This is a genomic window from Candidatus Pelagibacter bacterium nBUS_44 (genome assembly GCF_051200895.1).
Taxonomy (GTDB): Bacteria; Pseudomonadota; Alphaproteobacteria; order Pelagibacterales; family Pelagibacteraceae; genus Pelagibacter.
The window spans coordinates 708,925-734,820 of the sequence record NZ_CP172838.1 but is presented as its reverse complement, the minus strand read 5'-3'; the positions used below and the strand labels follow the sequence as shown (position 1 = coordinate 734,820).

Here is a 25,896-nt window from a genome sequence, read left to right as displayed (position 1 = left end):
AAGATAATTCCATGGCGCGATATATTTTTGTAACCGGCGGTGTGGTTTCTTCCCTTGGTAAAGGTCTCTCTTCAGCTTCATTAGCTTACTTGCTTCAATCAAGAGGTTATAAAGTTAGAATTAGAAAGTTAGATCCATATTTAAATGTAGATCCAGGAACAATGAGTCCGTTTCAACATGGTGAGGTTTATGTAACAGATGATGGTGCTGAAACAGATTTAGATCTTGGACATTATGAGAGATTTTCTGGAGTATCTGCAAAAAAATCAGATAATATTACAACAGGAAAAATTTATAGTGATGTTTTAAAGAAAGAGAGAAAAGGAGAATATTTAGGAAAAACTGTTCAAGTCATTCCACATATCACGGATCGTATAAAACAATTTATCAAACACGATTCATCAAAAGAAGATTTTGTTATTTGTGAAATTGGAGGAATAGTAGGGGATATTGAGAGCTTACCTTTCGTTGAAGCTATTAGACAATTTGCTAATGATGTGGGTAAAAAAAATGCATTATTTATTCATCTAACTTTAGTTCCATATTTAAAAGCATCCGATGAAATAAAGACAAAACCAACTCAACACTCAGTTAAAGAATTAAGAAGTATAGGTATTCAACCTGATATAATCATTTGTAGATCAGAGAGACCTATTCCTTTAGATCATAGAAAAAAAATATCATTATTTTGTAATGTTGATATCAAAAATGTAATTGAAACTGTCGATGTAAGAACCATTTATGAAGCGCCAATGAGTTTTTTTAAAGAAAAGTTAGATTTGCAAGTTTTAAATTATTTTAAATTAAAATCCAAAAAACCTGCAAATTTAAATCCTTGGAAAAAAATAACTAAAATAATTTTACATAATAAAAAGCAAGTTAATATTGCAATCATTGGAAAATATGTGGAGTTAAAAGATGCTTATAAATCTTTAGATGAAGCATTAACCCATGGAGGAATTGATAATAAGGTTAAAGTAAACTTAGTTAGAATAGACTCTGAAAAATTAAAAATTTCTGAAATTAAGAAGAAACTTAAAAATATTTCAGGAATATTAATTCCTGGTGGGTTCGGTAAAAGAGGAACAGATGGAAAAATTGAAGCTATCAAATACGCAAGATTAAACAAAATTCCTTTTTTAGGAATTTGTTATGGAATGCAGATGGCAATTATTGAATTTGCAAGAAATCAATTGAATTTAAAAAATGCTACATCAAGTGAATTTGATAAAAAAGGATTACCTATAATTGGATTAATAAATGAATGGAGCAAAGATGGTAAAATGATTAAAGGAACCGATAAAGATTTAGGTGGCACAATGAGATTAGGTTCTTATGATGCAAAACTAAAAGATAATTCCCAAATAAGAAAAATTTATAAATCCAAACTAATTAAAGAGAGACATAGACATAGATATGAAGTGAACATAGCTTATAAAGATAAATTTGAAAAAAAAGGGATGATTTTTTCAGGGTTATCACCTGATAATAAGTTGCCTGAGATTATAGAGTTAAAAAATCACCCATGGTTCATAGGAGTTCAGTTTCACCCTGAATTTAAATCTAGACCTTTAGCTCCTCATCCTTTATTCTCTTCATTTATCAAGGCAGCTAAAAATCATAAATGAGTAGTAAAAAAGTTAATTGCGGAAATATAGAAATTTCAAACGACAATAAGATTTGTATTATTGCTGGACCTTGTCAGCTTGAAACTGAGCAACATGCAATGGATATGGCAGGTAAAATTCAAGAAATTACAAAAAAATTAGGTCTTGGTTTTATTTATAAAACTTCATTCGATAAAGCTAATAGAACCAGCCTTAAAGGCGTAAGAGGGGCAGGTTTAGAAACTTCCCTACCAGTATTTGATAAAATTAAAAAAGAATTTAACGTTCCAATTTTAACAGACATTCATAACGCAGAACAATGTTCATTATTAAAAGATCATGTTGATATTTTGCAAATACCTGCATTCCTATGCAGGCAAACTGATCTGTTAATTGCTGCTGCAAAAACTAATAAAATTATAAATGTGAAAAAGGGACAGTTCTTAGCACCATGGGACATGGTGAATGTTACTAAAAAAATAGCAGACTCTGGAAATGAAAATATATTAGTTACAGAAAGAGGAGCTAGCTTTGGATACAATACTTTAGTATCGGACATGAGATCATTACCGATTATGGCAAAGAATGGTTATCCAGTAATTTTTGATGCAACACATTCCGTACAACAACCAGGTGGTCAAGGCGAGTCTTCTGGTGGCCAAAGAGAGTTTGTTGAATATTTAGCAAGAGCTGCAGTTGCTGTAGGCGTTGCAGGAGTATTTATTGAAACGCATCAAGATCCTGATAATGCACCATCAGATGGTCCAAACATGGTTCCTTTAGATAAGTTGGAAAATTTACTTAAACAATTAACTGATATTGATAATTTAATTAAAAAATAGTGAGCAAAATCTTAAAAGTAAAAGCAAGACAAGTTTTTGATAGCAGAGGGAATCCAACCGTTGAAGCAGAAGTCTATGTAAAAAATAATAGCGCATCAGCTATTTGTCCCTCTGGCGCATCTACTGGAACTTTTGAGGCTTATGAAAAAAGAGATAAAAATAATAAGAGATATTTAGGAAAAAGTGTTTTTAGTGCTGTTAATTTAGTTAATACAAAAATTTCAAAAAAACTAAAAGGTCAAAATGCTCATAACCAAGAACGAATTGACACTCTTTTAATCAACCTTGATGGCACCAGACAAAAAACAAATCTTGGTGCTAATGCAATGTTAGCTGTTTCTATGGCTGTTAAAAAACTTTCAGCTAAAGTTAAAAAATTACCTTTGTATAAAACATTTTCAGTTAAGAAAAATTTTAAACTTCCTTATCCTTTAATGAATATCATTAATGGCGGGGCTCACGCTAACAATGGACTTAGAATTCAAGAATTTATGATCAGACCTGATCGTGCAAAAAGTTTTTCTGAAGCAATGAGAGTTTGTTATTTAGTTATTAAAAACTTAAGTAAACTAATTAAAGATAAGGGGTTATCAACATCTGTTGGTGATGAAGGTGGTTTTGCCCCTATGATCAGCAGCAATAATCAAGCGCTAGATTTAATTGTTTCTGCAATTAAAAAAGCAGGTTTTAAAAATGGCAAAGATGTTTCCATATGTCTTGATGTTGCAGCCAATGAATTATTTAAAAAGAAAAAATACTCCATTCATTCAAAAAGTTATATTTCAGTTGAAAAATCAATCAAAGAATATCAAAAAATTATTAACAAATATAAAATAAAATCAATCGAAGATCCTTTTGCAGAAAATGACTGGTTGGCTTGGAATAAATTAATGAAATCAATAAAAGATGTTCAAATAGTAGGAGATGATTTGTATGTAACAAACCTTGAAAGACTTAAAAAAGGATTTTTAAACATTTCATCAAATTCAATTTTAATTAAACTTAATCAAATTGGTACCGTATCTGAAACCTTAGATGTGATAAAATTTGCTCAAACTATAGGATATAAAACAATCATATCTCATCGATCAGGAGAGAGTGAGGACACATTTATTGCAGATTTGGCAGTTGGGACAAACTCTAATCAAATTAAAACTGGATCATTAGCAAGATCCGAAAGAGTTGCTAAATATAATCAATTAATTCGTATTGAAGAAGAACTTGGAAAAAAAGCGAGGATGAATAAAATCAATTAATGCTTAGATTAATAAAAAGAAATTATTTTTTATTAGTATCTATTTTTTTGATTTTTTACTTCGCTTTTAATCTTGTATCAGGTGAAAGAGGTCTTTTTTCATTTATTGAAAAAAAAGAACTTTTGTCCAACTTGAAAAAAGAAGAATTGTCCTTAGTTAATAAGATAAATAATTTAGATCATAAAAATACTTTACTAAGTACTAATTTAGATCTTGATTATGTTGAAACATTAATAAGAGAAAGATTTTTGTTTGGAAAAGAAGGCGAGACGATTTATATAATTAAAAACGATGAAAACTAGACATCCAGAAAAACAAAACAAACCAATTAATCCGATTAAGAAAAAACCGGATTGGATAAGGTCTAAGCTTGTAAATAGTAAAGAGTTTTTCTTAACAAAAACAATTGTAAATAATAATAATCTAGTAACTGTTTGCCAAGAAGCTAATTGCCCAAACATTACCGAGTGTTGGAGTAAAAGACATGCAACATTTATGATCATGGGCGATACTTGTACTAGAGCATGTGCATTCTGTGATGTTAAAACTGGTTTACCAGGAAAACTAGACCAATTAGAGCCTGTTAAAATAGCAGAGGCTGTTAAAAAATTAAATTTAAAACATGTGGTTATCACCTCTGTCGATAGAGATGATCTTGATGATGGTGGCTCAGAACATTTTTTTGATACAATTAATCAAACTAGAAAACAAAATCCTAACACAACTATAGAAGCTTTAACCCCAGATTTTTTAAGGAAAGGTGATGCGTATAAAAAAGTACTTGATGCAAATCCTGATGTGTTTAATCACAACATTGAAACGGTACCAAGTTTGTATTTAAAAGTTAGACCCGGCTCAAGATACTTTTCATCTTTAGAACTTTTAAAAAATGCCAAACAAGTTAATAAAAATGTTTTTACTAAATCTGGAATTATGGTTGGATTAGGGGAAACTAGAGATGAAATTTTACAAGTAATGGATGATTTAAAAGCTGCAGAGGTAGATTTTTTAACTATCGGACAATATCTACAACCTTCAACAAAACACTATCCATTAGATAGATATTATACGCCAAAAGAATTTGAGGATTTAGGAACTATCGCAAAAGCAAAAGGATTTTTGTTAGTTTCATCGTCTCCGTTAACCAGGTCTTCTTATCACGCAGATGAAGATTTTGCTCAACTTCAACAAAATAGATTAAATAAACATTAATGCCTAAGGCATCCGTTAAAAGAATAATAGATAAGAAAAAAGATAAACTTATTGAATTTGTTTTAGATATTGAAAAATACCCAGAATTTATTCCTTTTTGCTTAGGTTCAAAAGTTTACGGTAGAAAAGAAGAAAATAATCAAATTTTAATTATAGCAGATCTAACAATTGGCAAGGGTCCTTTTAGCGATACTTATAAAAGCGATGTTAGGTTTAATAAAAAAGATGACACGATTAATGTGACCAATTTAGAAGGACCTTTAAAGCATTTACAGAATAATTGGAAATTCATAGAAAACAAAAACATGACAGAAGTTTATTTTGATGTAGATTTTGAAATTAAAAATAAATTTTTAAACTTATTAATGGAAAAATCATTTGAATTTGGTCTTAATAAAATTGCAGATGCTTTTCAAAAAAGAGCTGAGACAATCTAAAATATTTTTAAATCAAAGAATTTATAATTTTTAAAGCTCTTTTAACGGTGGCTTTTTGAATGCCAATTCTTGTTTTTTGTTTAAATATATTTTTAGTGATCAGTAATTTATTTGATCTTTTAACGCCTATATAAACTAACCCCACAGGCTTTGATTTTGTTCCGCCATTAGGGCCAGCAATACCAGTAATAGATACATTTATTTGAGCTTTGGATATTTTGGATAAGTTTTTAACCATAAACTCACAACATTCAGCACTCACAGCACCATATTTTTTGATAATATTTTTATTTACTTTTAAAAAATTGATTTTTGCTTGGTCAGAATAGGTAATGAGGCCTATGTTGAATACTTTAGATGCACCACTAATTGAAGTAATGGATGATGTTAGCATTCCACCAGTACAAGATTCTGCAAAAGAAATTTTAAGTTTTTTCTGTATTAATTTTTTTACTAGATTTTTCATTACAAAATATAGCTTTTTAAAACCATGAAACAAATTAATGATAATACGACATATAAACCTGCGCAAACATCATCCATGATAACACCAAAACTATTTTTATATTTTTTATCAAAATAACTAACTGGAAATGGTTTGATGATGTCGAAATATCTAAACAAAACAAAACATACAGCATAAAATATAAAAGCTTCATTTGGATCTTTATCGGTTCCATGCGATATTTCGTATAAGTAAATAGGAATTGATTGACCAATAAACTCATCAATTACTATTTCACCAGGATCTTTATTATCTTTATCTTTAGTGTGACTTGTTACTGCTGAAAAAGAATAAATAAAAATAACAACTAATCCTAAAAGTATTAAATTTGAATTAATTTCGAATTTATGAAAAAGAAAATATAATATAATTATTGTTGCAAGAGAACCAAAGGTACCTGGAATTGGTTTTAACTTACCAATGCCAAACATTGTAACAAATAATGAATTAAAAGTTTTAATCATATTGAGTTAAAGAAATTATTGTTTCACAAGCAATAGCTTTTTCATTACCTATTAAACCAAGTTTTTCAACTGTTTTACCTTTTAAATTAATTAAATCTTTATCTAAATTTAATAAATTTGATAAAGAGTTTATTATTTTAGTTCTATATTTAGAGACCTTAGGTTGTTCGCATATTAAATTAATATCTAAATTATTAATATAAAAATTATTATTATTTAAAATTTCAATTATTGGTTTTAGCATCTTTGGCGATCTGATATTTTTGAATTTATTTTTGTTATCAGGAAAAAACGTACCAATATCTTTTTTTCTAATCGCACCTAACAGAGCATCAATAATTGCATGTAAAATAACATCACCATCAGAATGACCTTTTAGACCTGAGTGATAGGGAATTTTAATACCACCTAAATAAAGTTTTTTATTTTTAACCAATCTATGTATATCAAACCCTATTCCAAAATATGTTTTAGGGTTTATTAGATCTTCTTTAAAAGTAATTTTATTATTTAATATTTCACCCTTTATAAAATTTAGTTTTGAATTATTTTCAATAAACAGTGTTGCTTCATCTTGAATTTTACTTTTTTGTTTAATGGACAAATTATAAACATCCTTAAATTTAAATGCCTGAGGTGTTTGTGTTAGATATGAATTTTTCCGATTTAGATTAAACAATTGATTTTTAACTTTATATTTAATTGAATCTTTTGAGGAAATAACTGGAATTGAGGTTTTATTTTTTTTAAGAGAATTAATTAAATTTTTTAAAAGTTTGATAGTAAAATTTGGTCTTGCAGCATCGTGTATTAAGACATTGATAGGTTTGTATTTTTTTATAAATTTAAGTGCTATTAAAGACGAGTCTGATCTTTCTTTTCCACCTTTGATAATTAAAACATCTTTTGAATATTTTTTTTTGATTTGTTTTTTATCATTCGTAACAATTATGATTTTCTTAAATAGCTTTGATTTTAATGCTTTGTCTAAAGAATGCTCAAAAAGTGCTTTATTTTTATACTTAATAAATTGCTTGGGTTTAGACGAATTAAATCTTTTGCTTTGTCCAGAGGCAAGTATTATAAAATAATTATTCATCATTAATGGCGATTATTTTTTAGAATGTACGATTTTATCAAAAAAAACATATATTTAATATTTTTATTTATTATCACATTATCTATAGGTTTTTTAACTTTTTTAACTTTTATAGGTAAAGGTTATATCGAGCTATCCAGTAAAAATTTACAATTTCTTTTAATTCTAAATATTGTCTTATTAATTCTTCTATTTATTTTTATTTTTTTTGAAATCAAAAAAGCAATAAAAAACGATATTGATAAAGACGGCCTTAAATCTAATAAAAAATACATTACTTATTTTGCATTATTTACTTTTATCCCATCCTTATTAATTTCTATATTTTCATTATTTTTATTTTATTTTGCACTTGAAAAGTATTTTGACAAAAAAGTTACTACGGTAGTTAATAATTCATATGAGCTGGCTAAAGATTATGTGGATGAAGTAAGAAATAAAATAGAATCTGAGATAGTGCTTATTGCTTTTGATACAAATAAAAGTAAAAAATTTCTAAATAATAATGATGATGAATATAAAAGATTTTTAAATACACAAAAGATTATTAGGAGAGTTGATGAAATACATATTATAGATATTAATAAAAAATTATTATTTACAACTCTAGATGATAACCAGCCTTATATACCTCCTGTCGATAAAGCATTAAATCTTGTGTTGAATGATGACCGTCCTTTAAAAATTATTAATGCTTTTGAAAATAAGTCAGCTGCAATAATGCGTTTACAAAATTTTGATGACAAATTCCTTTATGTAGTAAATTATCTTGATAAGAATATTTCAAAATATTTAACAGAGTCTGAAGAAGCTATTAATTTTTATTACACTGTTGAAGAACAAAGTTCAGGTATTAAGATTTCATTCGCAATTATCTATACAATTATTGTTTCTTTATTATTGTTTATTTCTATTTCTATAGCAATTCGATTTTCTTCAAGATTTTTTAGATCCATTAACAATTTAATATTAGCATCAACATCAATAGGAGAAGGTAATTTGGATACAAAAGTTCCAGAAGTTAAAACTGATAAAGATTTGGAAATATTGAATAAAAATTTTAATCAAATGATAGAAAGATTAAAAAACCAACAAGACAAATTGATTATTAATGAAAGACATGAAGCATGGGGTAATTTGGCTAGAAAAATGGCACATGAAATAAAAAACCCACTTACACCAATTCAATTAACCATTGATAGATTAAAGAATAAATATTCAAATCAACTTGAAGATACTGATAAAGAAAATTTTAAAGATAATTTAAAAATAATTAATAATCAAATTAAGCAAATTGAAAAACTAGTTAATGAATTTTCCGACTTTGCAAGAATGCCAAAGCCAATATTTAAAAACAATGATTTATTAATCATAATGAATGAGAGTATTAATCTAATGAGTGAATTAGATAAATCTATCAATATCAGTATGAAAAATAATGTTGAGAAAATAATTTTTAATAGTGACAGAGAGCAATTGGGAAGGGTTTTTTTAAATTTAATAAAAAATTCAATTGAAAGCATTCAAGAAAAATCGGAAAAAACCAGCAATATTAATAAAAATATAGCTATTGAACTTAATGATAATGATAATCATATAAGTTTAATAATAAACGATACAGGTGTCGGTTTTAAAAATTTAAGTACAAACGTTAAAGATATTTTGAACCCATATTTTACAACTAAAAAAAAAGGTACTGGTTTAGGACTTTCAATAGTGAATAAAATTATTAATGACCATAGTGGAGATATAAAATTTACATCTAAGAATGAAGGTGCTGAAGTAAAAATAATTTTTAAAAAATAATGAGTGCTGAAATTTTAATTGTTGACGATAATACTGATATTAGAAATATCATTAATGAATTAATTATTGATGCGGGTTATAAAACAAGAATAGCTGCCAACTATAATCAAGCACTTGCAGAAATTGATAAGAAGCTTCCTGATGTTGCTATACTTGATGTAAAATTAGATAAAGGTGACAATGATGGTATTGAGCTTTTATCTCATATAAAAACAAAAAATAAAGACGTACCTGTTATAATAATTTCTGGTCATGCAAACATTGAAATGGCCATAAAATCTCTACAACATGGTGCTTTTGAATTTATTGAAAAACCTTTTGACCAAGAAAGATTACTAAATTTTGTTAGCCGAGCTGTTGAAAATTATAATTTAAAAAAACAAAATAGGGAATATGAAAGTAAATTATTTTCTTCTTATGAGATAATTGGTGATAGTAAAAATACAATTAATATTATTGATCAAATAAAAAAAATATCTTTAATAGAAAGTAGAGTTCTTATAAATGGTCCATCTGGATCAGGTAAAGAACTAGTTGCAAGAAAAATACACAAAAATTCCTCACGGAATAAAAAATCATTTATAGTTTTAAATGGTGCATTATTAGACTCTAATAAATATGAACTTGAACTGTTTGGTGAAGAAAAAGATAATGGATCTATATCTTATGGTGCTCTTGAAAAAGCGAACAAAGGAACTCTTTTGATAGATCAAATTTCTGAAATACCGTTAGCTATACAGTCAAAAATTTTAAGAGTACTAACGGACCAAAAGTTTAAAAGAGTTAATGGGAATAATGATGTTACTGTTGATGTTAGATTGATTTGTTCATCCAGTAAAGATTTAAAAAAAGAAATTCAAATGGGGAATTTTAGGGAAGATCTATTTCATAGAATAAATGTTTTTGAAATTAATATTGAGCCTTTGAGTCAAAGAATTTCAGATATTCCACTTTTAATAAAATATTTTTCAAAAAAAATATCTGAAAATTATAATATTAAAGAATTAGATATTGATGAAAACAACAGTTATATTTTAAATCATAACTGGAAAGGAAATGTTAGAGAGTTAAGAAATTTAATTGAAAGGATTGCTATATTGCAACCCGATAATAGAGAAAAAATTTCTAATATTATAAAAGAGTCACTAAAAAATGATAATTTTGATGATCAAATTGCTGAAAACAGCCTATCTGTGCCATTAAAAGAGGCTAGAGAAAAGTTTGAAAAAGAGTATTTAACTATCCAATTAAAAAAATTTAATGGCAATATTTCAAAAACAGCAAATTTTGTGGGTATGGAGCGAAGCGCCCTACATAGAAAATTAAAAGGCTTGGGAATTAAAGAATTTAATTAATATGAATATAATTATTTGTGGTGCTGGTAGAGTTGGTTTTACTATTGCTAAACAGTTAAGTGAACAAGGTCATTCAATAACTATTATTGATCAATCTAGTGAAGATATTCAAAAAATTGATGACTCATTAGATGTAAAAGCAATCGTTGGAAAAGCTACTTATCCTTCAATTCTTGAAAAAGCTAACGCATCAGAAGCCGATATGATAATTGCAGTTACACGAAATGATGAAATTAATATGGTGATTTGCCAAATTGCCTTTTCCATTTTTAATATTCCAAAAAAAATTGCCAGAATTAGATCGCAAGATTATTTAAATCCAAAATTTACAACGGTTTATAATAAAGAAAATTTACCCATTGATGTAATTATTTCACCAGAGTTGGAAATAGCTAAATCAATACAAAGAAAATTGGAGGCACCTGGTGCGTTAGATAGTGTACTTTTTGCTGATAACAGAATTAGATTATTAGAAATTTTAATTAATGAAAATTGCAATCTAATTAATATTAAATTAAATGAATTAACAAAAAAACATCCAAATCTTGATGCAAATATAATTGGTATAATTAGAGGGGATAAATTTTTAATTCCAAAAAAAGATGACACAATTGAAAAAGAAGACAAAATATATGTTGTTATAAACTCTTCTCAAATGTCCCAAACATTAGAAGCTTTTGGACATAATGAAAAAGTATCCAAAAAAATCTTAATAGTTGGTGGAGGTAATATTGGTTTTAATCTTGCAAAAAATTTGGAAGAAAGTTTAGATGAAGTAAGAGTTAAAATTGTTGAAAAAAATAAAGAACGATCAGAATTTTTAGCAAACGAACTTAATAACACAATTGTAATAAATGGTGACGCTTTAGATGATGAAGTTTTGGTTGAAGCAAACCTGGAAGAATCAGAAACTGTACTCGCTTTAACTAACGATGATGAAGATAATTTAATGGTAAGTGTGCTTGTAGAAAAATTTGCTAAAGATGGAAAAAATATCGAAGATAAGAGAACAATGGCTTTAGTCAATAAACCAAACTATTCATTGTTACAAAATTCTTTAAAAATTGATGATTTAATTGACCCAAGAATGAATACAGTTTCAAGTATTCTAAAACATATACATAAAGGTACAATTGAAACTGCTTATACAATTTTAAATGGTGAGTATGAAGTAATTGAAGCTGAGATTATTGAAACTTCAGAATTAATTAACAAAGAATTAAAAAATTCTAATTTACCAGAAGAGATTAGAATAGGGGCAGTTTTACGTGATGACAAAGTCGTTATTCCTAGATCAAATTTTGTTTTTCAAAAAGATGATAGAGTTGTTTTTTTGGCTAAAAAAGACTTTATTTCAGTAGTAGAAAATATATTTAGAATAAGTTCTATATAATTATAAATGCCTCTATTTAGAGTAAAATATCTTAGTTTTTTTTTCATTCTGATATCTGTCTTCTCATTTTTTAATATCATTTATTCTTATTATTTTAATTTATATTTAAATCTTAACACTTATTACATAAGTCTCTCATCTTCTTTAATTATTGGTTTAATTTTTTATAAGTTGAAAGAGATCAATAAAAAACCAACTATATTTGAAAAAATTTTAACTGTTTTTTTGGGTTATCTTTTAATTCCAATTATATTGTCATTACCATTCTATTTTAGTATTTATAATTTAACTCTTTTAAACTCACTATTTGAGTTTGTCTCTGGATTTACCTCTACTGGTTTTACAATATTTGATAACATAAAACATATTGATCAAGGCTTAATTTTATGGAGATCCTCTATCCAATGGATTGGCGGACTTTACTTTTTATTTTCTATAATTTTTTTAATAGATATCTATGATGATAGTTTAAAAAAATCTCTAACAAATTTTTTATCATTCAATAGTTCTGAGGTAATAAAACAAACTGTTAAAATTTTCATTTTATATTCAGTAATAACTATCTCAATTTTTATCATTTTAAATATTTTTGATATTAGAGTGTTTAACTCTTTAAACCTTTCAATGTCTATAATTTCATCTGGTGGTTTCTTGCCAGCTAATGATCTCGCTTCTATCTTAATAAACCAAACACAAATAATTATTTTTTCATTATTAATGTTAGTTTCTTTTTTTAGTATTTTTTTTATTTATAATTTAATTTTTTTAAGAGATAAAAATATAAATTTTTTTTACGAAGATATTCATTTATTTTTATATTTTTTAGCAACTGTCACAATTTTTTTTATTTTCTTTAGTTTTGATAATAATTTTACTTATAGTTTTTTATCTTTGGTGAGTAGTATTTCTAATATTGGAATTTCATTAGAATTTAATCAATCTAAATTAAGTTTCATTTATCTAATGTTAGTGATTATTGGTGGATCTTTTTTTTCAACAAGTTCTGGATTAAGATTTTTAAAGATATACTCATTAACAAAATATTCACTTAATCAAATTTTATCTTTTAGTAAGCCTAAAAATGTTTTTATGAATAGATTGTTATTTTCTAAAATTAATTTTGATTTCAAAGAAATTAATAAATATTTTTTAACAATTTTAATTTTTATAATTTCTTTATTTATTTTAACATCATTATTGAGTTTATCTAATATTAGTTTTGAGAGTTCTTTTAAATTAGCTATTCTTACCTTGATGAATACAGTGAATTCCTCTGCTTATGGATTGAGTGATTTTAACTTTAGCAATTTACATTTTTTAACTAAGTATATTTTGATTTTTTTTATGATTATTGGTAGAGTTGAGCTCTTATCTTTATTATTATTGGCTAAAAAATTTCTTTTTAAATATTAATTAAGTATTATATATGTACTTATTATTAATTATTGCGCCCTTAGCTCAGCTGGATAGAGCATCGGTTTTCTAAACCGAGGGTCGCACGTTCGAGTTGTGCAGGGCGCACCATTATCAATATATGTCCTCTTTACTTTTAACCACACAAGATGTAGTTAATTTCACTCTAAATTAATCAATTTACTTTGATCAACTTTAGATAATGATAAAAGATAAATCTAATTCAAAATTTTTTTGAATTATTTGTTAACAAATAAAAATAACTAAAAGGAAGAATAATGTTTAAATACGTAAAACAATTAACTTCTTTAGTAGCAATGGTTGCTGTGTTGTTTACTTTTACAACAGAGACGTTCGCTGCTAAAAAATCTAAAACACTTAAAAACACTCAAAAGAAGGGTTTTGTAAGATGTGGAGTATCTCAAGGTCTACCAGGATTTTCTAATGCTGACGCTGCAGGAAATTGGACTGGTGTTGACGTTGATGTATGTAGAGCGGTAGCTGCTGCAGTACTAGGTGATGCGAACAAAGTTAAGTTCACACCATTAAGTGCTAAAGAGAGATTTACAGCTTTAACTTCTGGTGAGATTGATATCTTATCAAGAAACACAACTTGGACTCTTTCTAGAGACGCTGACATTGGACTAACTTTCGTTGGAGTAAACTTCTACGATGGTCAAGGTTTCATGGTTAGAAAAGACTTTGGAATTACTTCAACAAGCCAATTCAAAAATGGAATCTCAGCTTGTACTAACATTGGTACAACAACTGAACTAAATATGAGAGACTTCTTTAACTCTAAAGGAATTTCTTACACTCCAGTTGCTTTTGAAAAAGCTGATGAAGTTGTAGCTGCTTATGATGCTGGTAGATGTGATACTTACACTACTGACAAATCAGGTTTAGCTGCACAAAGAACTAAAATGTCAAACCCTGATGATCACATCGTATTACCTGAAACTATTTCAAAAGAGCCATTAGGCCCTGTTGTTAGACAAGGTGATGCAGTATGGGAAGACATCGTTAGATGGTCTTTAAACACTATGATCGAAGCTGAGGAGTATGGAATTACTTCTGCTAATGCTGATTTAATGAAAACTTCAGAAAACCCACAAATCAAAAGATTAGTTGGTGCTGAAGGTGAAATGGGTGCTGCATTCGGTTTAGATAACGAGTGGAACTTGAGAATTATCAAACAAGTTGGAAACTATGGTGAAAGTTATAAGAGAAATATAGCTGACACTGGTATCTTACCAGACAGAGGTCCAAATCAATTATGGACTAAAGGTGGTATTTTATACGTTCCACCATCAAGATAATTTAAAGTAATAAATTAATTAAAAAGGGCTAGATTTATCTAGCCCTTTTTTTATAGTATCACACTAGATGAAATTTAAAAAAATCTTACCTCAATTTTTAACTCTATTATTTATAGTTTTAATCTTTGGATTTTTTACCATGAATGCTCAAGAGAACATGGATACTCGTGGTATTGAGTTTGGTTTTGGTTTTTTAAAACAAGAGGCTTCATTTGATATCCAGTTTTCACTAATCGATTACGATGGTTCAAGATCTTACGGTAGAGCTTATTTAGTAGGTTTACTAAATACTCTTCTTGTATCTTTTATTGGTATTGTGCTTTGTACTCTTTTAGGAACAGTTGTAGGTGTTGCTAGACTTTCACCTAATTATTTAATCAGAAAAACTGCCAGTTTTTATATAGAATTCTTTAGAAATATTCCTTTATTGTTACAAATATTTTTTTGGTATTTTGCAGCACTAAGAGCTTTACCTATGCCAGAAGATGCTCCTCAAATATTAGGATCTTCTTTTATGACAATCAAAGGCTTTTATACTTTAGCTCCTATTTGGAATAATTTTGATATTTTTTTTATAGCATTAATTTTTTCATTAATAATTATTTTCTTTTTCAATCGATTTGCAAAAAAAAAACAAGAAGAAGAAGGAAAACAATACCCTAAATTTTTGATTTCATTTGGAATCTTTATATTGATACCAGCAGTAACTTTTTTAATTGGTGTTGATTTGTCTTGGAGTTTTCCAGAACTAAAACAATTAGCTAAAACTTCATTTACGTTTGAAGGCGGTGTTGGTATACCTCCTGAGTTAATAGCGTTAACTCTGGCTTTAACTTTATATACAGCAACTTTTATAGCTGAAAACGTTAGAGCTGGAATACAAGGTGTTGGTAAAGGCCAAAAAGAAGCAGCAGCATCAATAGGATTAACTCCTAACCAAGTTTTAAAACTTGTAATCATGCCTCAAGCCTTAAGAATTATTATACCTCCAACAACAAACCAATATTTAAACTTAACAAAGAACTCTTCTTTAGCAGCTGCTATCGCTTACCCTGATTTAGTTTTAGTGTTTGCTGGAACTGCAATGATGCAAACAGGAAGAGCAATAGAGATAGTTGGAATTACAATGGCCACTTATTTAACAATCAGTTTAGTAATTTCGGTATTTATGAATTGGTACAACAAAAGAATTGCGATACAGGAAAAATAATTATGAGTAATGTAAGTTTATTAAAACCTAATAAAGAAAATCTAAATTTATTTTTAGTTTTAGGTTCTTCATTTTTTGTTTTAGGTATTTTTGATTTTTCTTTAAATAATTTTTATGAAAAAAATATAACTGGTTTTTTACCTGGTTTTATCAATTTTTTTACACCCTTGATCTTTGGAATGATTGGACTTTATTTTATTAGAATTGAATTTTCTGGCATAAAATTATTAGATGAACTTAATAAGAATATTAATACTAGTAATTTTAATGCAGCTTTAAGTATTAGTATAATTATACTGATAATTTTTAGTGTGGCACCATTACTTAATTGGTTTGTTCTAGATGCTACATTTGTTGGTGACAACAAAGAAGCATGTACAGGTGGTGGCGCTTGCTGGGTTTATATAAAAACTTGGTTCAATAGATTTATGTATGGCATGTATCCCAATGCCGAACAATGGAGAGTTAATGCAACATTTATTATTGTTTTAGGATTAATGGGAGCAGGTTATTTTTTTCCATTAAAATATAAAAAGTATCTAACTTTTTATTATGTTGTCTTTTTACCCATAATTTCATTTCTTTTAATTTATTATTTAATTTCTGGAGGAGAATTTGGTTTAGAATGGGTTGAAACAGGAGCTTGGGGAGGTCTATCTTTAACCTTTATTGTTTCATTTTTCTCATTAATTTTCTGTTTTCCAATTGGTATGATGTTAGCACTTGGTAGAAGATCAGATTTAACTGTTGTTAAATACTCGTCACTATCATTTATTGAATTTTGGAGAGGTGTACCATTAATAACAGTACTATTTATGTCGGCAGTTATGTTTCCGATGTTTTTACCGGACGGTACTTATATTGATAAATTAATTAGAGTTATTGTTGCTATAACATTATTTGAAGCTGCATATACTGCAGAAGTTATTAGAGGTGGTTTACAAGCCTTACCAAGAGGACAGTATGATGCTGCTAAATCATTAGGTATGGGTTATTGGAGACTTCACCTATTAGTTATTTTGCCACAAGCCCTTAAACTAGTAATACCAGGAATTGCTAATACCTTTTTAGCTTTGGTAAAAGATACTCCATTAATTTTTGTAGTAGGTTTGTTGGAGTTAGTTGGAATGTTAAATTTAGCAAAAACAAATCCTAAATGGCTTGGTTTTTCAATGGAAGGATACGTGTTTGCTGGAATTATATTCTGGATTATTTGCTACAGTATGAGTAAATATAGTCAAAAATTAGAATTAAAATTTAAAACAGATAGATAAAATATGTTAGATTCAATTATAGATATTAAAAATGTAAATAAATGGTACGGTGATTTCCAAGTTCTTAAAGATATTAATCTTGAAGTAAAAGCTAAAGAGAAAATCGTTGTATGTGGGCCATCTGGTTCAGGTAAATCTACATTAATAAGATGTATAAACAGATTAGAAGAGCATCAAGAAGGTAATATAATAGTTGATGGAACTGAAATTTCAGAAGATACAAAAAATATTGAACAAGTTAGAGCAGAGGTTGGAATGGTGTTTCAGCAATTTAACTTATTTCCTCACTTATCGATTTTAGATAACTGCACTTTAGCTCCGATATGGGTTAAGAAAATGCCCAAAAAAGAGGCAGAGGAATTAGCTCTTAAGCACCTAGAGAGAGTTCAAATTTTAGATCAAGCTCAAAAATTTCCTGGACAATTGTCTGGAGGACAGCAACAAAGGGTGGCTATAGCCAGAGCACTTTGTATGGAGCCAAAAATAATGCTATTTGATGAACCAACATCAGCATTAGATCCAGAAATGATTAAAGAAGTACTAGATGTAATGGTTGATCTAGCTAAACAAGGAATGACTATGATAGTTGTTACTCATGAAATGGGTTTTGCTAAAGAAGTTGCTGATTGTATGATATTTATGGATGAAGGGAAGATAGTAGAAAAAGCTGATACAAAAGAATTTTTTGCTAACCCTAAGAGTGATAGAACCAAGCTTTTTTTAAGCCAAATTTTATAAACATTTGTTAATAGACACAAATTTATGATTTGTAGTCAAGTAATTATATATAAATTATATTAGTTTTTTTGCCATCTTAAGCTTGACAGCTTTAGAATTTACTAATGTTTTTAACTAAAATAAATAAATTTTTCTATTGCAGGATCCATAATAAGTTTGTTCAATATGTTTTTAAAATTTAATTAAGAGGGGTCTTAATGGAAGATAATTTCAACAAACATTTAGGTAACAAGCTTAAACTTAGAAGATTAGCACTTGGCTTAACTCAAACTAAAGTGGCAAAAGCAATTAACGTAACATTTCAACAAATTCAAAAGTATGAAAAAGGAACTAATGGAGTAAGTTCAATTAGATTACTTCAATTATCAAATTATTTAAAAGTTCCGATCAATTATTTCTTTGAAGATTTTTCAGAATACTTAATTAATTTAGAAAAATCACAAGAAGGTCACATGAATGTTAATTATAATTTTTTAACAAAGTTATATTCAGAACTAAGTGCTGATCAGAAATTAAAATTTAATAAATCTTTACAAATTTCAGGAACAGTTATTTCTAAAGCAATATAATTTCATTTTATTTAAGGCCCTATAATTAAGTTAATAAATAATTATTATTTTTAAATATACTTGAGTTTTTTTGGCTCCTCGGGTAGGACTCGAACCTACGACCAATTGATTAACAGTCAACTGCTCTACCAACTGAGCTACCGAGGAATGTTCAAGACAAGCAATACTTATTTCATATAATTATTTTTGTCAAAAACTTTCGGTGCAAAAATGGTGCAAGTTTTAAACTATAAAACCAAATCACAGCTCCAAGTTATTTACTCTATAACATGAAATGAGAAAATCTTATATAGTTATTGCACCGCTATTTTAGATTCTTTTTAGAGGTGTATTACTTTTTTTTCTTAAAAGCTGATTTCTTTTTGTGAGAATAAGCCTTTGTTTTTTTCTTTTTTTTGTACATTTTTATTCCTTGTATGTTCAGCCTGGCAATCCTTGTCTGGTGGATAGCCTGGAGTTTGTATTCTACAAAACCTTAAACCTTGAGCATCACAAACAAAGCTTTCAGTTTCAGTTTTACAATGATCGCACTTAACAGCTATTACTAGCTTCTTACTTTTTCGCATTTAGTTGATAGTTATTTTGTTAATCGGTCCATGTGATTATAAATTCTACCGATCTGTTTATCGATACTCATAATCTCTTCTGTAAGCATACCAATGTGAACCTGGAGCTCAACAATAGTCATCAATACATAAGTTGATAAACCTAATAGGATTGAACCTAATAAACCTATTATCATTGTATTGTGTTGACGTTTCATTTGGCAGCAACTTTGCCAGTATTGATGCCTTTCTTAATAATGTATTGTTGAGTACCATTAGCACCAATCTCAACTTCTTTTCTCAAGTTCTTAAATAGGTTTTTTTCTTTAAACTCTTTTTCTATTCGCTTCTTAAAGCTGTCCAGTAGCTTGGTATCTCTCATCTTCCTTGACCTCTGTATTTTTGTTTTTGATTTGGTTTTCTTTTATTGACACTTTTTGTGTGTACTCTTGGTCTTTTCGGAGGCTTCTCTCTAGGTGTGAAGCTAACGAACTTCTGTTTAGCCATTACTTCTTCTTTTTAAGAAATTTAGTAATTCCAGATGATCCAAAAGATCCACCAACTATTGTTAAAATAATTATCCAGAAATAGTCTGAAGCTAACTCCAGGATTTCCCAGCCTCGCAGCATATATTCTTGTAACGGACCTATGAAGTGTGCAATGAAGATTAAACTAAAAACCACACAAAGCCATTCATCACGCCATGTTTGATCTGCTGATTTTATAGATTGAACATCTACATTTTGAGCATGATCCAACTCTTTCTGTTTTAAAATAGCATCCTTCTTTAATTTATGAGTAACAGCTCCAATAGTCTTTTCAGCTATAAGTTTTGTTAGCGGATTTTTAAGTAAAGCAAACCACATTTAATATAACCAACAATTAGGTCTGGCATCAAAGCCAAGATCATTATTTAATAAATCTATATGGATAAAAGTTTTAGCAATTCCTAATCCAGAAACTTTGTCTGCAAAATAAGATATTAATAGTTTTCTATGTTGAGAATTAGAGACATGTATATCCACCGCAAAACCAGTCGTATGAGGTCCAGAGAGACCAGTAGAGGACACCTTACTATTATGATCGCTGCATCTATAAGCAGAGGTCAAAGTTAATGGTCCTAGAGTATTTCTAGCTTTTTGTAATACATCTAATAATTCAGATGCAACTTCTAATCTGTTGCAACAACTACACCTAAATTCATCTGGTTTAAAGTTACACCAATCCTCTTGCCAGTCGCCTGGCTCTCTTATCATTGTCATTTGATTTCCTATTTTATGTTTAGATAACCGATACAAGCAGCAGCTACTGATCCAAGGAATACTAGGACAGCCACTATGCCTTTGCCTTTAGATACATTGTCTTGCAAAGCATCTACTTTTTTTTCTAATCGTTCTATTGAAGTCATTAAATTACTCATTCTTTCAGAGCATATCTTTTCATGTGAAGATAGTCTTATGCCTACACTTTGTTGAGCAAGTGATGAAGAAGATTTCTTTTTAGGCATTTTAGAAAACTATGGTGCTAGCTTCTTCAGCAGTTAATGGTTGACCAGCTATTAGTTTAGCTTTAGCACTAGCTTTTAAATTTTCTCTTGCAGTAGCTTCTTCTTCAGCAGTAGGTAACTCTGCCATTTTAGCTTCTATGTCAGCTTTAGAAATAGGTGTTGTTCCATTGTGCCATTCAATATTATTAATATCTTCTCCTCTTACAGTAACTTCTGCATTAGGATTTATTTTTTTAATTGCTTCTATAATCATCCAGCTATCTCCATTAATGTTAAACTTCCTATATTACTATTTTGATGAAGTCTTGCATCAGAACTAGAACTATAACATTTTAGTTTTAACGAATATGTAATTGCTGAAGTGCTTGATGGCGAATTTAAAAGTGATATTGTTTGTCTTGAATATAAATTTGCAGTATCAGCTCTTAATCTACCTAAACCTAAATCTCCACCATCTAAATTTGTGCTATCTCTAAAAATAGAACATATAGAGTTTTTTCCACTATTAATTTGGCTCATAGTATATGAACAAATAATTAAAATTTTATTAGAACTTGATGATGGTGTTATGGCTTGACTTAACCCACCAGCAACAAAACTTGTAGACGTAGTATCTACTTGTGTTGAAGTAGTATCTTGTAAAACTTGCAAAACCTTACCAGTAGAAATAGCTGCTGGTAAAGCAGTTATAGCTGATATTGTATTATTGTTTGGTTTAATTATTGCCATTTATACTCCTATCAATGCTTGGATTTCGTCATCATCTAATCCCAAGTCTTTTAATTTTTGTTTGCCAGATGCTTTTTTAGTTTCTGCATTTGTTTCAGCATCTTTTAATTCTTGCTCTACTGTTGGTATCATAGCTTCAATATCTGCTTTAGGAATAGGTGTTGTTCCATTGTGCCAAGTAATTTTATTAATATCATTATCTGTTACAGTTGCTTCTGCATTAGGATTTATTTTTTGTATTGCTTTAATTATATCTGTCATATTATTCTGCTACCTCCATTAAAACCATAACAGTTGTTCCATTTGATTTATTCCATCTTGAGGTACGACTAGAATTATTGCTTTTGTGAGCTACTTTATAAGTTATTTCTGATGTTGAGCTTGGACTATCTAAATAATTTATGGCTATAGTATTTTCGTTGTTTTCAAGGTCTAAAATTGCTAAAAATGAACCAGATGTTACTTCTGTTGTATCTCTTAAAATTGAATATATTCCTTTTCCAGCAGTAGAAGAAGATGCTGCATTACCACAAGCTAAAACTAAAACTTTATTAGATGTACTTGATGGAGTAATTGCAGCAGTTAATGCTGTTGCAACATAAGATGTTGATGTAGTATCAGAGCCACCAGTTGATGTTGCTTGAACAACTTGTAAAACTTTTCCACCACCTTTAATCAATGAGTAATCAATTCTTTTTAATGTTCCAGCATCTGAAACCAAGAACTCATCTGTATCTGCTGGTTCAGAAGCAAGTTCAGTAGAACCAGAAATAATATCGTTATTTAATTTAGCTGCTGTAACAGAGTTAGCTCCAAGTTTTGGAGCAGTAACTGTGCCATCACTAGGTGCTGTAATTAATCCAACTCCATAATGTAATACAAAATTGCAAGTAGAAGTTCCAGCAACTGCTGTTCCAAAATCTATTGTTGAACCAGAAACAGTAAAGTTCCCAGCTTGAACTACACCATCAATACTAACTAATAATGTATTCGCACTAGATGGAGTAAAATTTACACTACTCTTTTGTAATGTGTAGCTAGAACTGCCATCAAATGTGATGTTATCTAGTACCTCTACATTGCTTATCTTGTCTGTATCTCTACCGATATATGCCATTAATTAACCTTTTGGATTTGCGTCTTTAATTGATTTAATTCTAGCTTTCCAAGCATCTATATCTTTATAGATTTCGTCTAGCTGTTCTCCAATATTGCCATAAGCTGTACGTCTTGTACTTCTTACAACATTATTGGCTTCTTCTGTGTTAGCTGCTGTTTCTTGTTCTGATAATTGTGCATCATTAGGTTGTGCAATATCTAAATTCCACTCCTTAATGTAAGCACCATTACCATCGCTATCGTCTTGCAACATAACATCTTTTAAAAAATCTACTTCTGATACACCATTTGCATCACAGTACATTTTAATTTTAGTTGATAGATTTGCCATAGTTTGTCCTCCTTAATCTATTATTTTAAAACCTTGTATTTTTTTATAAGTAACAGTATTGCTACCTGTGTCAGTTAAACCCCAAAAATAAAATTCAAAATAATCATCTCCATCACTTTGAACTATTGCACTTCCCCATAAAGAAGCATGATGTGAATTTGGTAATTCTGCATTTTTATGTCTATCTGAAAAAGGCATCATTTCTTGTGAACCATTTTTATAAATATAAATGTTTCCACCTTCAGAATACCATGAACCATAATGAGTACAAAAAAAGTTAATTAAAAATTTACCACTTGGTAAAGTTAATTTGTTTGTGCTTGTATCCCATACATTATCAGCGTCAAAAATTTCTGTGTCAAAAGTCATTTTAGTTACTGTGTTATTAGAAATAGTTTGTCCACCTGATTGACCTATATGAAAATTTGGTTTCATATCTCCACCAGCACCACTTACAGTTCCTGTAAATGCAAAGGTATCTGCAAGGTTAATTGATTCTGATTGTATTTTATCTATTGCCATAATTTATTTCTCCTTATTCTATAATTTTGTATCCACCAAAAAAAGTTTGTGAAGCAGATCCCATAATATTTTGAGAACCTCCACCCCAATTTACATTTGCAAAAACCTCAAAATAATCTGATGAACCATTTGATTCAACAACAGTTACCAAAGGCACAGCAAAATTATAACCAAGTGTACCTGTTCTATGGTCTAAAGAATTTCCAGCTATTGATGATCCATTTTTATAAATCCTTATTGCATACTCTGACATGGTTGCTGAAGAACCATTTGCTATATAAATGTGTGCATATAAATAATATTTGCCACTTGTTTGAGGAGTGTACCTATAATTTGTTGAACTATCAAAAGCATTACCAGTATCGTAAGTTTCTGCGTTGAATTGAATTTTTGTAGCAGTGTTGTTTGAAATAGATTGATTTCCACTTCTAGTTACATGAAAATTAGGAGTATTAGCACCACCAATACCAGATACAAAGTTTGCTCTAGTCATTTTTCTTAATGCACTAGCTGATGTGTCATGGATTAATATTGTGTCATCTGTTGCGATAGAAGTTTCAGCAGTTTGACCAGTAATTATTGTAGGTGCAGTTTGTGAGTTTCCAACACTAGCTGCTGGAGGATTAACAGTTTGTAAAGCTCTGCCTAAAAACACACAGTACATTTCATCTGTGCCATTAACTAACGCAGCCGATAATGTAAGAGTAGTTGAAGATGCAGTATAAGCTTTGCCACTTCCAGGCTCTTGAACTACATTATTTACTACAAGTCTAATATCGTTTTCATTTACGACACTATGACTTAAAGTGTATGCAGTTTGAGAATTTACAATAGTAAAAACTTGTTTCTCAAAACTTGCGTAACTTTCCGCTGGTTGATTTCCTATAAAAGGCATTGATTATTCTCCTTATGTACTAATTGCATCTACTGCTGATACCCACACATCTAAAGATGATGCGGTGTCTGATATAACTTTTAAAGCATCGCCAGATTGAACTACAAATTTAGCTCCACCATCTAATACTTGTAATGATGAACCACTTGGTATTGGTGCATCTTTAATTAAGTAAATATCGTTTGAACCATCGTTTATATAAACTGATGCAGTAACTGCTGATGTAGTTATATTGGCAACTGAAATACCGACAACAGTATCATAACTGTTTGCAGTAAATAATGTTGCAGCCGATGTTCCAACATCATTACTAGTATATCGTCTAAAGTTTTGAGCCATATTATTTATTACCTATTGTTGTTATTGTTAAAGAGCTATTGACATTGCAATAGCAAATCCATTTGTTGCAAAGCTTGATGTATCTGTTGCTTCAACATTGTTCCAAGCAGATCCATCATAAAATTTAAGTCTGTTAGTTGATGAATTAAAATAAAGCATACCTTCAGCTAAAGCATCTCCATCATTATCTTGAGTTGGATCAGATGATTTAGTTCCTAAATAAACATCGTCAAAAGCATCAGCAGAGTTAGCGGCAGCGGTTGCAGAACTTGCAGCAGCGGTCGCAGATGAAGCAGCATTGGTAGCTTGAGTAGAAGCAGTCGTTGCTGAAGAAGCGGCATTGGTAGCTTGCGTAGAAGCGGTTGATGCAGAGCTTGCAGCATTGGTAGCCGATGTGCTTGCCTCCGATGCTTTAGTCGTAGCAGTCGAAGCAGAGCTTGAAGCGGATGTAGCCGATGAAGCAGCATTAGTCGCAGAGGTACTAGCCTCTGAAGCTTTAGTGGTAGCAGTCGATGCTGAACTGGTTGCCGATGTAGCCGATGATGCAGCAGACGTAGCCGAAGAGGCGGCATTGGTTGCAGACGTTGAAGCATTACTGGCTTGTGTCGAAGCTGTTGAAGCTGAAGTCGATGCGTTAGATGCTTGAGTAGAAGCAGTTGATGCAGACGAAGCAGCAGCAGTCGCAGAGCTGGCAGCAGCGGTAGCACTAGCAGCCGCAGCAGTAGCTGAAGTCGATGCAGAAGCAGCATCAACCAATAAGGACCACTTGGCACTATCGGTGTTGGTAGTTAATGGTTGAGATCCACTTGATGTGTGAGATGTTGTACAGATAAAAATATTATTTGTTGAGGTATCTTTAACTATATCTCTAGCATTGTAACTTGTAGAAGCAGACCAATTTCCAACAAATGTCCCCAGCTCTTGCGTAACACTAATTTCTCCAGCACTATCAAAGGCTAAAATTTTTGAAGCACGATCTGTAGCAGAGTTAGTGAACTCTGTACTGGTCATTGTATTTGTTCTTGATAATTTTAAAGATCTGTCAATCTGTTCTTGTAACTCTTGAGTAATTGCAACAACCTTATCATGTGCAGTTTCAATAGTGTCAGCACTCATAGGATCATTATCTATAAGATCCATAGCTTGAGTTTTAGGTGTTGATCTTCTTAAAACAACAGTCTCTCCAGAAACTGGTATGTTGCCAGATGTAAAAGTTACAGTTCCAGAATTTCCACCAACTCCACTAACTGTATAATGTGTTGTTAAAGTTTTTACAGTTTCAGTACCATTTGCAGACCTAATAATTACTTGAATGTCATCCTGGTCAGTAATTTTAAAGCTATAAGTAAAGGCTGTTGTAGAGCCATTTCCAGAATAACTGCTTTTAATAATTGTAGTCGATATTGTCAT

General features: G+C 29.6%; 34 protein-coding genes and 2 tRNA genes. 16 read left to right on the top strand and 20 right to left on the bottom strand.

Annotated elements, in window-relative coordinates; all coding sequences use genetic code 11:
* The first annotated feature begins 11 nt into the window (after positions 1-11).
* Genes ACIJYB_RS04145 through ACIJYB_RS04120 form a run of 6 tightly spaced genes read left to right on the top strand, consistent with a single transcriptional unit; the run spans position 12 to position 5,354 of the window.
* Entirely contained in the window at positions 12-1,628 is a 1,617-nt protein-coding gene (locus ACIJYB_RS04145; RefSeq protein ID WP_435150029.1) for a CTP synthase, read from the top strand.
* On the top strand, positions 1,625-2,449 hold the full coding sequence (gene kdsA / locus ACIJYB_RS04140; RefSeq protein WP_435150027.1) for a 3-deoxy-8-phosphooctulonate synthase: 825 nt from the start codon (positions 1,625-1,627) through the stop codon (positions 2,447-2,449). The genes ACIJYB_RS04145 and kdsA overlap by 4 nt, the downstream gene beginning before the upstream one ends.
* Entirely contained in the window at positions 2,449-3,705 is a 1,257-nt protein-coding gene (gene eno / locus ACIJYB_RS04135; RefSeq protein ID WP_435150025.1) for a phosphopyruvate hydratase, read from the top strand. Before kdsA ends, eno begins: the two co-directional genes overlap by 1 nt.
* Positions 3,705-4,007 (top strand): FtsB family cell division protein, encoded by a 303-nt coding sequence (locus ACIJYB_RS04130; protein ID WP_435150023.1) that lies wholly within the window; start codon positions 3,705-3,707, stop codon positions 4,005-4,007. Before eno ends, ACIJYB_RS04130 begins: the two co-directional genes overlap by 1 nt.
* Positions 3,997-4,917, top strand: a complete 921-nt coding sequence (gene lipA / locus ACIJYB_RS04125; protein ID WP_435150021.1) for a lipoyl synthase — start codon at positions 3,997-3,999, stop codon at positions 4,915-4,917. The genes ACIJYB_RS04130 and lipA overlap by 11 nt, the downstream gene beginning before the upstream one ends.
* Entirely contained in the window at positions 4,917-5,354 is a 438-nt protein-coding gene (locus ACIJYB_RS04120) for a type II toxin-antitoxin system RatA family toxin (RefSeq protein WP_435150020.1), read from the top strand. The genes lipA and ACIJYB_RS04120 overlap by 1 nt, the downstream gene beginning before the upstream one ends.
* Before the next feature lie 7 nt (positions 5,355-5,361).
* Here the strand turns inward: ACIJYB_RS04120 and ACIJYB_RS04115 are convergent, their stop codons facing one another.
* From ACIJYB_RS04115 to ispF, 3 genes are read right to left on the bottom strand one after another with little or no spacing between them, the layout of a single operon-like run.
* Positions 5,362-5,853 carry a CinA family protein gene (locus tag ACIJYB_RS04115; protein ID WP_435150018.1) on the bottom strand — a complete coding sequence of 164 codons (492 nt, stop codon included), beginning with the start codon at positions 5,851-5,853 and terminating at the stop codon, positions 5,362-5,364.
* Positions 5,820-6,323 carry a phosphatidylglycerophosphatase A family protein gene (locus tag ACIJYB_RS04110; protein WP_435150016.1) on the bottom strand — a complete coding sequence of 168 codons (504 nt, stop codon included), beginning with the start codon at positions 6,321-6,323 and terminating at the stop codon, positions 5,820-5,822. Before ACIJYB_RS04110 ends, ACIJYB_RS04115 begins: the two co-directional genes overlap by 34 nt.
* Positions 6,316-7,422 carry a 2-C-methyl-D-erythritol 2,4-cyclodiphosphate synthase gene (gene ispF / locus ACIJYB_RS04105; protein ID WP_435150014.1) on the bottom strand — a complete coding sequence of 369 codons (1,107 nt, stop codon included), beginning with the start codon at positions 7,420-7,422 and terminating at the stop codon, positions 6,316-6,318. Before ispF ends, ACIJYB_RS04110 begins: the two co-directional genes overlap by 8 nt.
* A 24-nt stretch (positions 7,423-7,446) precedes the next feature.
* Here ispF and ACIJYB_RS04100 point away from each other — a divergent pair, with 24 nt between their 5' ends.
* The 10 genes from ACIJYB_RS04100 (at position 7,447) to ACIJYB_RS04055 (ending at position 18,499) form a co-directional block, all read left to right on the top strand.
* Positions 7,447-9,228: a sensor histidine kinase gene (locus ACIJYB_RS04100; protein ID WP_435150012.1), complete on the top strand. Its 1,782-nt coding sequence runs from the start codon at positions 7,447-7,449 to the stop codon at positions 9,226-9,228.
* The gene (locus ACIJYB_RS04095; RefSeq protein ID WP_435150010.1) at positions 9,228-10,583 is read left to right on the top strand and encodes a sigma-54-dependent transcriptional regulator; all 1,356 of its coding nucleotides are present in this window, start codon (positions 9,228-9,230) and stop codon (positions 10,581-10,583) included. The genes ACIJYB_RS04100 and ACIJYB_RS04095 overlap by 1 nt, the downstream gene beginning before the upstream one ends.
* Before the next feature lies 1 nt (position 10,584).
* Complete coding sequence (trkA, locus tag ACIJYB_RS04090) at positions 10,585-11,976, top strand: Trk system potassium transporter TrkA (protein ID WP_435150009.1); 1,392 nt, start codon at positions 10,585-10,587, stop codon at positions 11,974-11,976.
* A gap of 171 nt (positions 11,977-12,147) precedes the next feature.
* Positions 12,148-13,389: a potassium transporter TrkG gene (locus tag ACIJYB_RS04085; RefSeq protein WP_435150007.1), complete on the top strand. Its 1,242-nt coding sequence runs from the start codon at positions 12,148-12,150 to the stop codon at positions 13,387-13,389.
* A 34-nt stretch (positions 13,390-13,423) separates the two neighbouring features.
* Positions 13,424-13,500: transfer RNA gene (locus ACIJYB_RS04080), tRNA-Arg, on the top strand.
* 167 nt (positions 13,501-13,667) lie between these two features.
* Positions 13,668-14,708: an amino acid ABC transporter substrate-binding protein gene (locus tag ACIJYB_RS04075; RefSeq protein ID WP_435150006.1), complete on the top strand. Its 1,041-nt coding sequence runs from the start codon at positions 13,668-13,670 to the stop codon at positions 14,706-14,708.
* Between the two features lie 67 nt (positions 14,709-14,775).
* Positions 14,776-15,918, top strand: a complete 1,143-nt coding sequence (locus ACIJYB_RS04070; RefSeq protein WP_435150004.1) for an amino acid ABC transporter permease — start codon at positions 14,776-14,778, stop codon at positions 15,916-15,918.
* A gap of 2 nt (positions 15,919-15,920) precedes the next feature.
* Positions 15,921-17,192, top strand: a complete 1,272-nt coding sequence (locus ACIJYB_RS04065) for an amino acid ABC transporter permease (protein WP_435150002.1) — start codon at positions 15,921-15,923, stop codon at positions 17,190-17,192.
* Between the two features lie 3 nt (positions 17,193-17,195).
* The gene (locus ACIJYB_RS04060; protein WP_435150000.1) at positions 17,196-17,930 is read left to right on the top strand and encodes an amino acid ABC transporter ATP-binding protein; all 735 of its coding nucleotides are present in this window, start codon (positions 17,196-17,198) and stop codon (positions 17,928-17,930) included.
* 197 nt (positions 17,931-18,127) lie between these two features.
* Positions 18,128-18,499, top strand: a complete 372-nt coding sequence (locus tag ACIJYB_RS04055; protein WP_435084876.1) for a helix-turn-helix domain-containing protein — start codon at positions 18,128-18,130, stop codon at positions 18,497-18,499.
* Positions 18,500-18,570: 71 nt separating this feature from the next.
* On the opposite strand, the gene ACIJYB_RS04050 is transcribed toward ACIJYB_RS04055, so the two are convergent.
* The 17 genes from ACIJYB_RS04050 to ACIJYB_RS03970 form a co-directional block, all read right to left on the bottom strand.
* Positions 18,571-18,646, bottom strand: a tRNA-Asn gene (locus ACIJYB_RS04050).
* A 197-nt stretch (positions 18,647-18,843) separates the two neighbouring features.
* A complete protein-coding gene (locus ACIJYB_RS04045; RefSeq protein ID WP_435149999.1) occupies positions 18,844-19,065 on the bottom strand; it encodes a hypothetical protein in 222 nt (73 codons plus the stop codon).
* A gap of 11 nt (positions 19,066-19,076) precedes the next feature.
* Positions 19,077-19,262: a hypothetical protein gene (locus ACIJYB_RS04040; RefSeq protein WP_435149997.1), complete on the bottom strand. Its 186-nt coding sequence runs from the start codon at positions 19,260-19,262 to the stop codon at positions 19,077-19,079.
* Positions 19,259-19,426 carry a hypothetical protein gene (locus ACIJYB_RS04035; protein WP_435149995.1) on the bottom strand — a complete coding sequence of 56 codons (168 nt, stop codon included), beginning with the start codon at positions 19,424-19,426 and terminating at the stop codon, positions 19,259-19,261. The genes ACIJYB_RS04040 and ACIJYB_RS04035 overlap by 4 nt, the downstream gene beginning before the upstream one ends.
* Positions 19,423-19,551, bottom strand: a complete 129-nt coding sequence (locus tag ACIJYB_RS04030; RefSeq protein ID WP_435149994.1) for a hypothetical protein — start codon at positions 19,549-19,551, stop codon at positions 19,423-19,425. The genes ACIJYB_RS04035 and ACIJYB_RS04030 overlap by 4 nt, the downstream gene beginning before the upstream one ends.
* The gene (locus ACIJYB_RS04025) at positions 19,551-19,910 is read right to left on the bottom strand and encodes a hypothetical protein (protein WP_435149993.1); all 360 of its coding nucleotides are present in this window, start codon (positions 19,908-19,910) and stop codon (positions 19,551-19,553) included. The genes ACIJYB_RS04030 and ACIJYB_RS04025 overlap by 1 nt, the downstream gene beginning before the upstream one ends.
* On the bottom strand, positions 19,911-20,306 hold the full coding sequence (locus ACIJYB_RS04020; protein ID WP_435149992.1) for a D-Ala-D-Ala carboxypeptidase family metallohydrolase: 396 nt from the start codon (positions 20,304-20,306) through the stop codon (positions 19,911-19,913). It lies immediately after the preceding gene.
* 8 nt (positions 20,307-20,314) lie between these two features.
* Positions 20,315-20,551, bottom strand: a complete 237-nt coding sequence (locus ACIJYB_RS04015) for a hypothetical protein (protein WP_435149990.1) — start codon at positions 20,549-20,551, stop codon at positions 20,315-20,317.
* A gap of 1 nt (position 20,552) precedes the next feature.
* Positions 20,553-20,804 (bottom strand): hypothetical protein, encoded by a 252-nt coding sequence (locus tag ACIJYB_RS04010; RefSeq protein ID WP_435149989.1) that lies wholly within the window; start codon positions 20,802-20,804, stop codon positions 20,553-20,555.
* The gene (locus ACIJYB_RS04005; protein WP_435149988.1) at positions 20,801-21,280 is read right to left on the bottom strand and encodes a hypothetical protein; all 480 of its coding nucleotides are present in this window, start codon (positions 21,278-21,280) and stop codon (positions 20,801-20,803) included. The genes ACIJYB_RS04010 and ACIJYB_RS04005 overlap by 4 nt, the downstream gene beginning before the upstream one ends.
* Positions 21,281-21,541 carry a hypothetical protein gene (locus tag ACIJYB_RS04000; RefSeq protein ID WP_435149986.1) on the bottom strand — a complete coding sequence of 87 codons (261 nt, stop codon included), beginning with the start codon at positions 21,539-21,541 and terminating at the stop codon, positions 21,281-21,283. It lies immediately after the preceding gene.
* Position 21,542: 1 nt separating this feature from the next.
* Positions 21,543-22,397, bottom strand: coding sequence for a hypothetical protein (locus ACIJYB_RS03995; RefSeq protein ID WP_435149984.1), 855 nt, complete (start codon positions 22,395-22,397; stop codon positions 21,543-21,545).
* 3 nt (positions 22,398-22,400) lie between these two features.
* Positions 22,401-22,730, bottom strand: coding sequence for an XkdW family protein (locus ACIJYB_RS03990; RefSeq protein WP_435149982.1), 330 nt, complete (start codon positions 22,728-22,730; stop codon positions 22,401-22,403).
* A 12-nt stretch (positions 22,731-22,742) separates the two neighbouring features.
* A complete protein-coding gene (locus ACIJYB_RS03985) occupies positions 22,743-23,252 on the bottom strand; it encodes a hypothetical protein (RefSeq protein ID WP_435149981.1) in 510 nt (169 codons plus the stop codon).
* A gap of 13 nt (positions 23,253-23,265) precedes the next feature.
* A complete protein-coding gene (locus ACIJYB_RS03980; RefSeq protein ID WP_435149979.1) occupies positions 23,266-24,147 on the bottom strand; it encodes a hypothetical protein in 882 nt (293 codons plus the stop codon).
* Between the two features lie 12 nt (positions 24,148-24,159).
* Positions 24,160-24,486 carry a hypothetical protein gene (locus tag ACIJYB_RS03975; protein ID WP_435149978.1) on the bottom strand — a complete coding sequence of 109 codons (327 nt, stop codon included), beginning with the start codon at positions 24,484-24,486 and terminating at the stop codon, positions 24,160-24,162.
* A gap of 27 nt (positions 24,487-24,513) precedes the next feature.
* A complete protein-coding gene (locus tag ACIJYB_RS03970; RefSeq protein WP_435149977.1) occupies positions 24,514-25,896 on the bottom strand; it encodes a hypothetical protein in 1,383 nt (460 codons plus the stop codon).

Excerpts from the sequence above, each read along its gene's own strand:
- ACIJYB_RS04145 (WP_435150029.1), top strand. The coding sequence starts at position 12 with ATGGCGCGATATATTTTTGTAACCGGCGGTGTGGTTTCTTCCCTTGGT.
- kdsA (WP_435150027.1), top strand. The coding sequence starts at position 1,625 with ATGAGTAGTAAAAAAGTTAATTGCGGAAATATAGAAATTTCAAACGAC.
- ACIJYB_RS04130 (WP_435150023.1), top strand. The coding sequence starts at position 3,705 with ATGCTTAGATTAATAAAAAGAAATTATTTTTTATTAGTATCTATTTTT.
- lipA (WP_435150021.1), top strand. The coding sequence starts at position 3,997 with ATGAAAACTAGACATCCAGAAAAACAAAACAAACCAATTAATCCGATT.
- ACIJYB_RS04120 (WP_435150020.1), top strand. The coding sequence starts at position 4,917 with ATGCCTAAGGCATCCGTTAAAAGAATAATAGATAAGAAAAAAGATAAA.
- ACIJYB_RS04110 (WP_435150016.1), bottom strand. The coding sequence starts at position 6,323 with ATGATTAAAACTTTTAATTCATTATTTGTTACAATGTTTGGCATTGGT.
- ispF (WP_435150014.1), bottom strand. The coding sequence starts at position 7,422 with ATGAATAATTATTTTATAATACTTGCCTCTGGACAAAGCAAAAGATTT.
- ACIJYB_RS04100 (WP_435150012.1), top strand. The coding sequence starts at position 7,447 with ATGTACGATTTTATCAAAAAAAACATATATTTAATATTTTTATTTATT.
- ACIJYB_RS04095 (WP_435150010.1), top strand. The coding sequence starts at position 9,228 with ATGAGTGCTGAAATTTTAATTGTTGACGATAATACTGATATTAGAAAT.
- trkA (WP_435150009.1), top strand. The coding sequence starts at position 10,585 with ATGAATATAATTATTTGTGGTGCTGGTAGAGTTGGTTTTACTATTGCT.
- ACIJYB_RS04075 (WP_435150006.1), top strand. The coding sequence starts at position 13,668 with ATGTTTAAATACGTAAAACAATTAACTTCTTTAGTAGCAATGGTTGCT.
- ACIJYB_RS04070 (WP_435150004.1), top strand. The coding sequence starts at position 14,776 with ATGAAATTTAAAAAAATCTTACCTCAATTTTTAACTCTATTATTTATA.
- ACIJYB_RS04065 (WP_435150002.1), top strand. The coding sequence starts at position 15,921 with ATGAGTAATGTAAGTTTATTAAAACCTAATAAAGAAAATCTAAATTTA.
- ACIJYB_RS04060 (WP_435150000.1), top strand. The coding sequence starts at position 17,196 with ATGTTAGATTCAATTATAGATATTAAAAATGTAAATAAATGGTACGGT.
- ACIJYB_RS04055 (WP_435084876.1), top strand. The coding sequence starts at position 18,128 with ATGGAAGATAATTTCAACAAACATTTAGGTAACAAGCTTAAACTTAGA.
- ACIJYB_RS04045 (WP_435149999.1), bottom strand. The coding sequence starts at position 19,065 with ATGCGAAAAAGTAAGAAGCTAGTAATAGCTGTTAAGTGCGATCATTGT.
- ACIJYB_RS04040 (WP_435149997.1), bottom strand. The coding sequence starts at position 19,262 with ATGAAACGTCAACACAATACAATGATAATAGGTTTATTAGGTTCAATC.
- ACIJYB_RS04035 (WP_435149995.1), bottom strand. The coding sequence starts at position 19,426 with ATGAGAGATACCAAGCTACTGGACAGCTTTAAGAAGCGAATAGAAAAA.
- ACIJYB_RS04030 (WP_435149994.1), bottom strand. The coding sequence starts at position 19,551 with ATGGCTAAACAGAAGTTCGTTAGCTTCACACCTAGAGAGAAGCCTCCG.
- ACIJYB_RS04025 (WP_435149993.1), bottom strand. The coding sequence starts at position 19,910 with ATGTGGTTTGCTTTACTTAAAAATCCGCTAACAAAACTTATAGCTGAA.
- ACIJYB_RS04020 (WP_435149992.1), bottom strand. The coding sequence starts at position 20,306 with ATGACAATGATAAGAGAGCCAGGCGACTGGCAAGAGGATTGGTGTAAC.
- ACIJYB_RS04015 (WP_435149990.1), bottom strand. The coding sequence starts at position 20,551 with ATGCCTAAAAAGAAATCTTCTTCATCACTTGCTCAACAAAGTGTAGGC.
- ACIJYB_RS04010 (WP_435149989.1), bottom strand. The coding sequence starts at position 20,804 with ATGATTATAGAAGCAATTAAAAAAATAAATCCTAATGCAGAAGTTACT.
- ACIJYB_RS04005 (WP_435149988.1), bottom strand. The coding sequence starts at position 21,280 with ATGGCAATAATTAAACCAAACAATAATACAATATCAGCTATAACTGCT.
- ACIJYB_RS04000 (WP_435149986.1), bottom strand. The coding sequence starts at position 21,541 with ATGACAGATATAATTAAAGCAATACAAAAAATAAATCCTAATGCAGAA.
- ACIJYB_RS03995 (WP_435149984.1), bottom strand. The coding sequence starts at position 22,397 with ATGGCATATATCGGTAGAGATACAGACAAGATAAGCAATGTAGAGGTA.
- ACIJYB_RS03990 (WP_435149982.1), bottom strand. The coding sequence starts at position 22,730 with ATGGCAAATCTATCAACTAAAATTAAAATGTACTGTGATGCAAATGGT.
- ACIJYB_RS03985 (WP_435149981.1), bottom strand. The coding sequence starts at position 23,252 with ATGGCAATAGATAAAATACAATCAGAATCAATTAACCTTGCAGATACC.
- ACIJYB_RS03980 (WP_435149979.1), bottom strand. The coding sequence starts at position 24,147 with ATGCCTTTTATAGGAAATCAACCAGCGGAAAGTTACGCAAGTTTTGAG.
- ACIJYB_RS03975 (WP_435149978.1), bottom strand. The coding sequence starts at position 24,486 with ATGGCTCAAAACTTTAGACGATATACTAGTAATGATGTTGGAACATCG.
- ACIJYB_RS03970 (WP_435149977.1), bottom strand. The coding sequence starts at position 25,896 with ATGACAATATCGACTACAATTATTAAAAGCAGTTATTCTGGAAATGGC.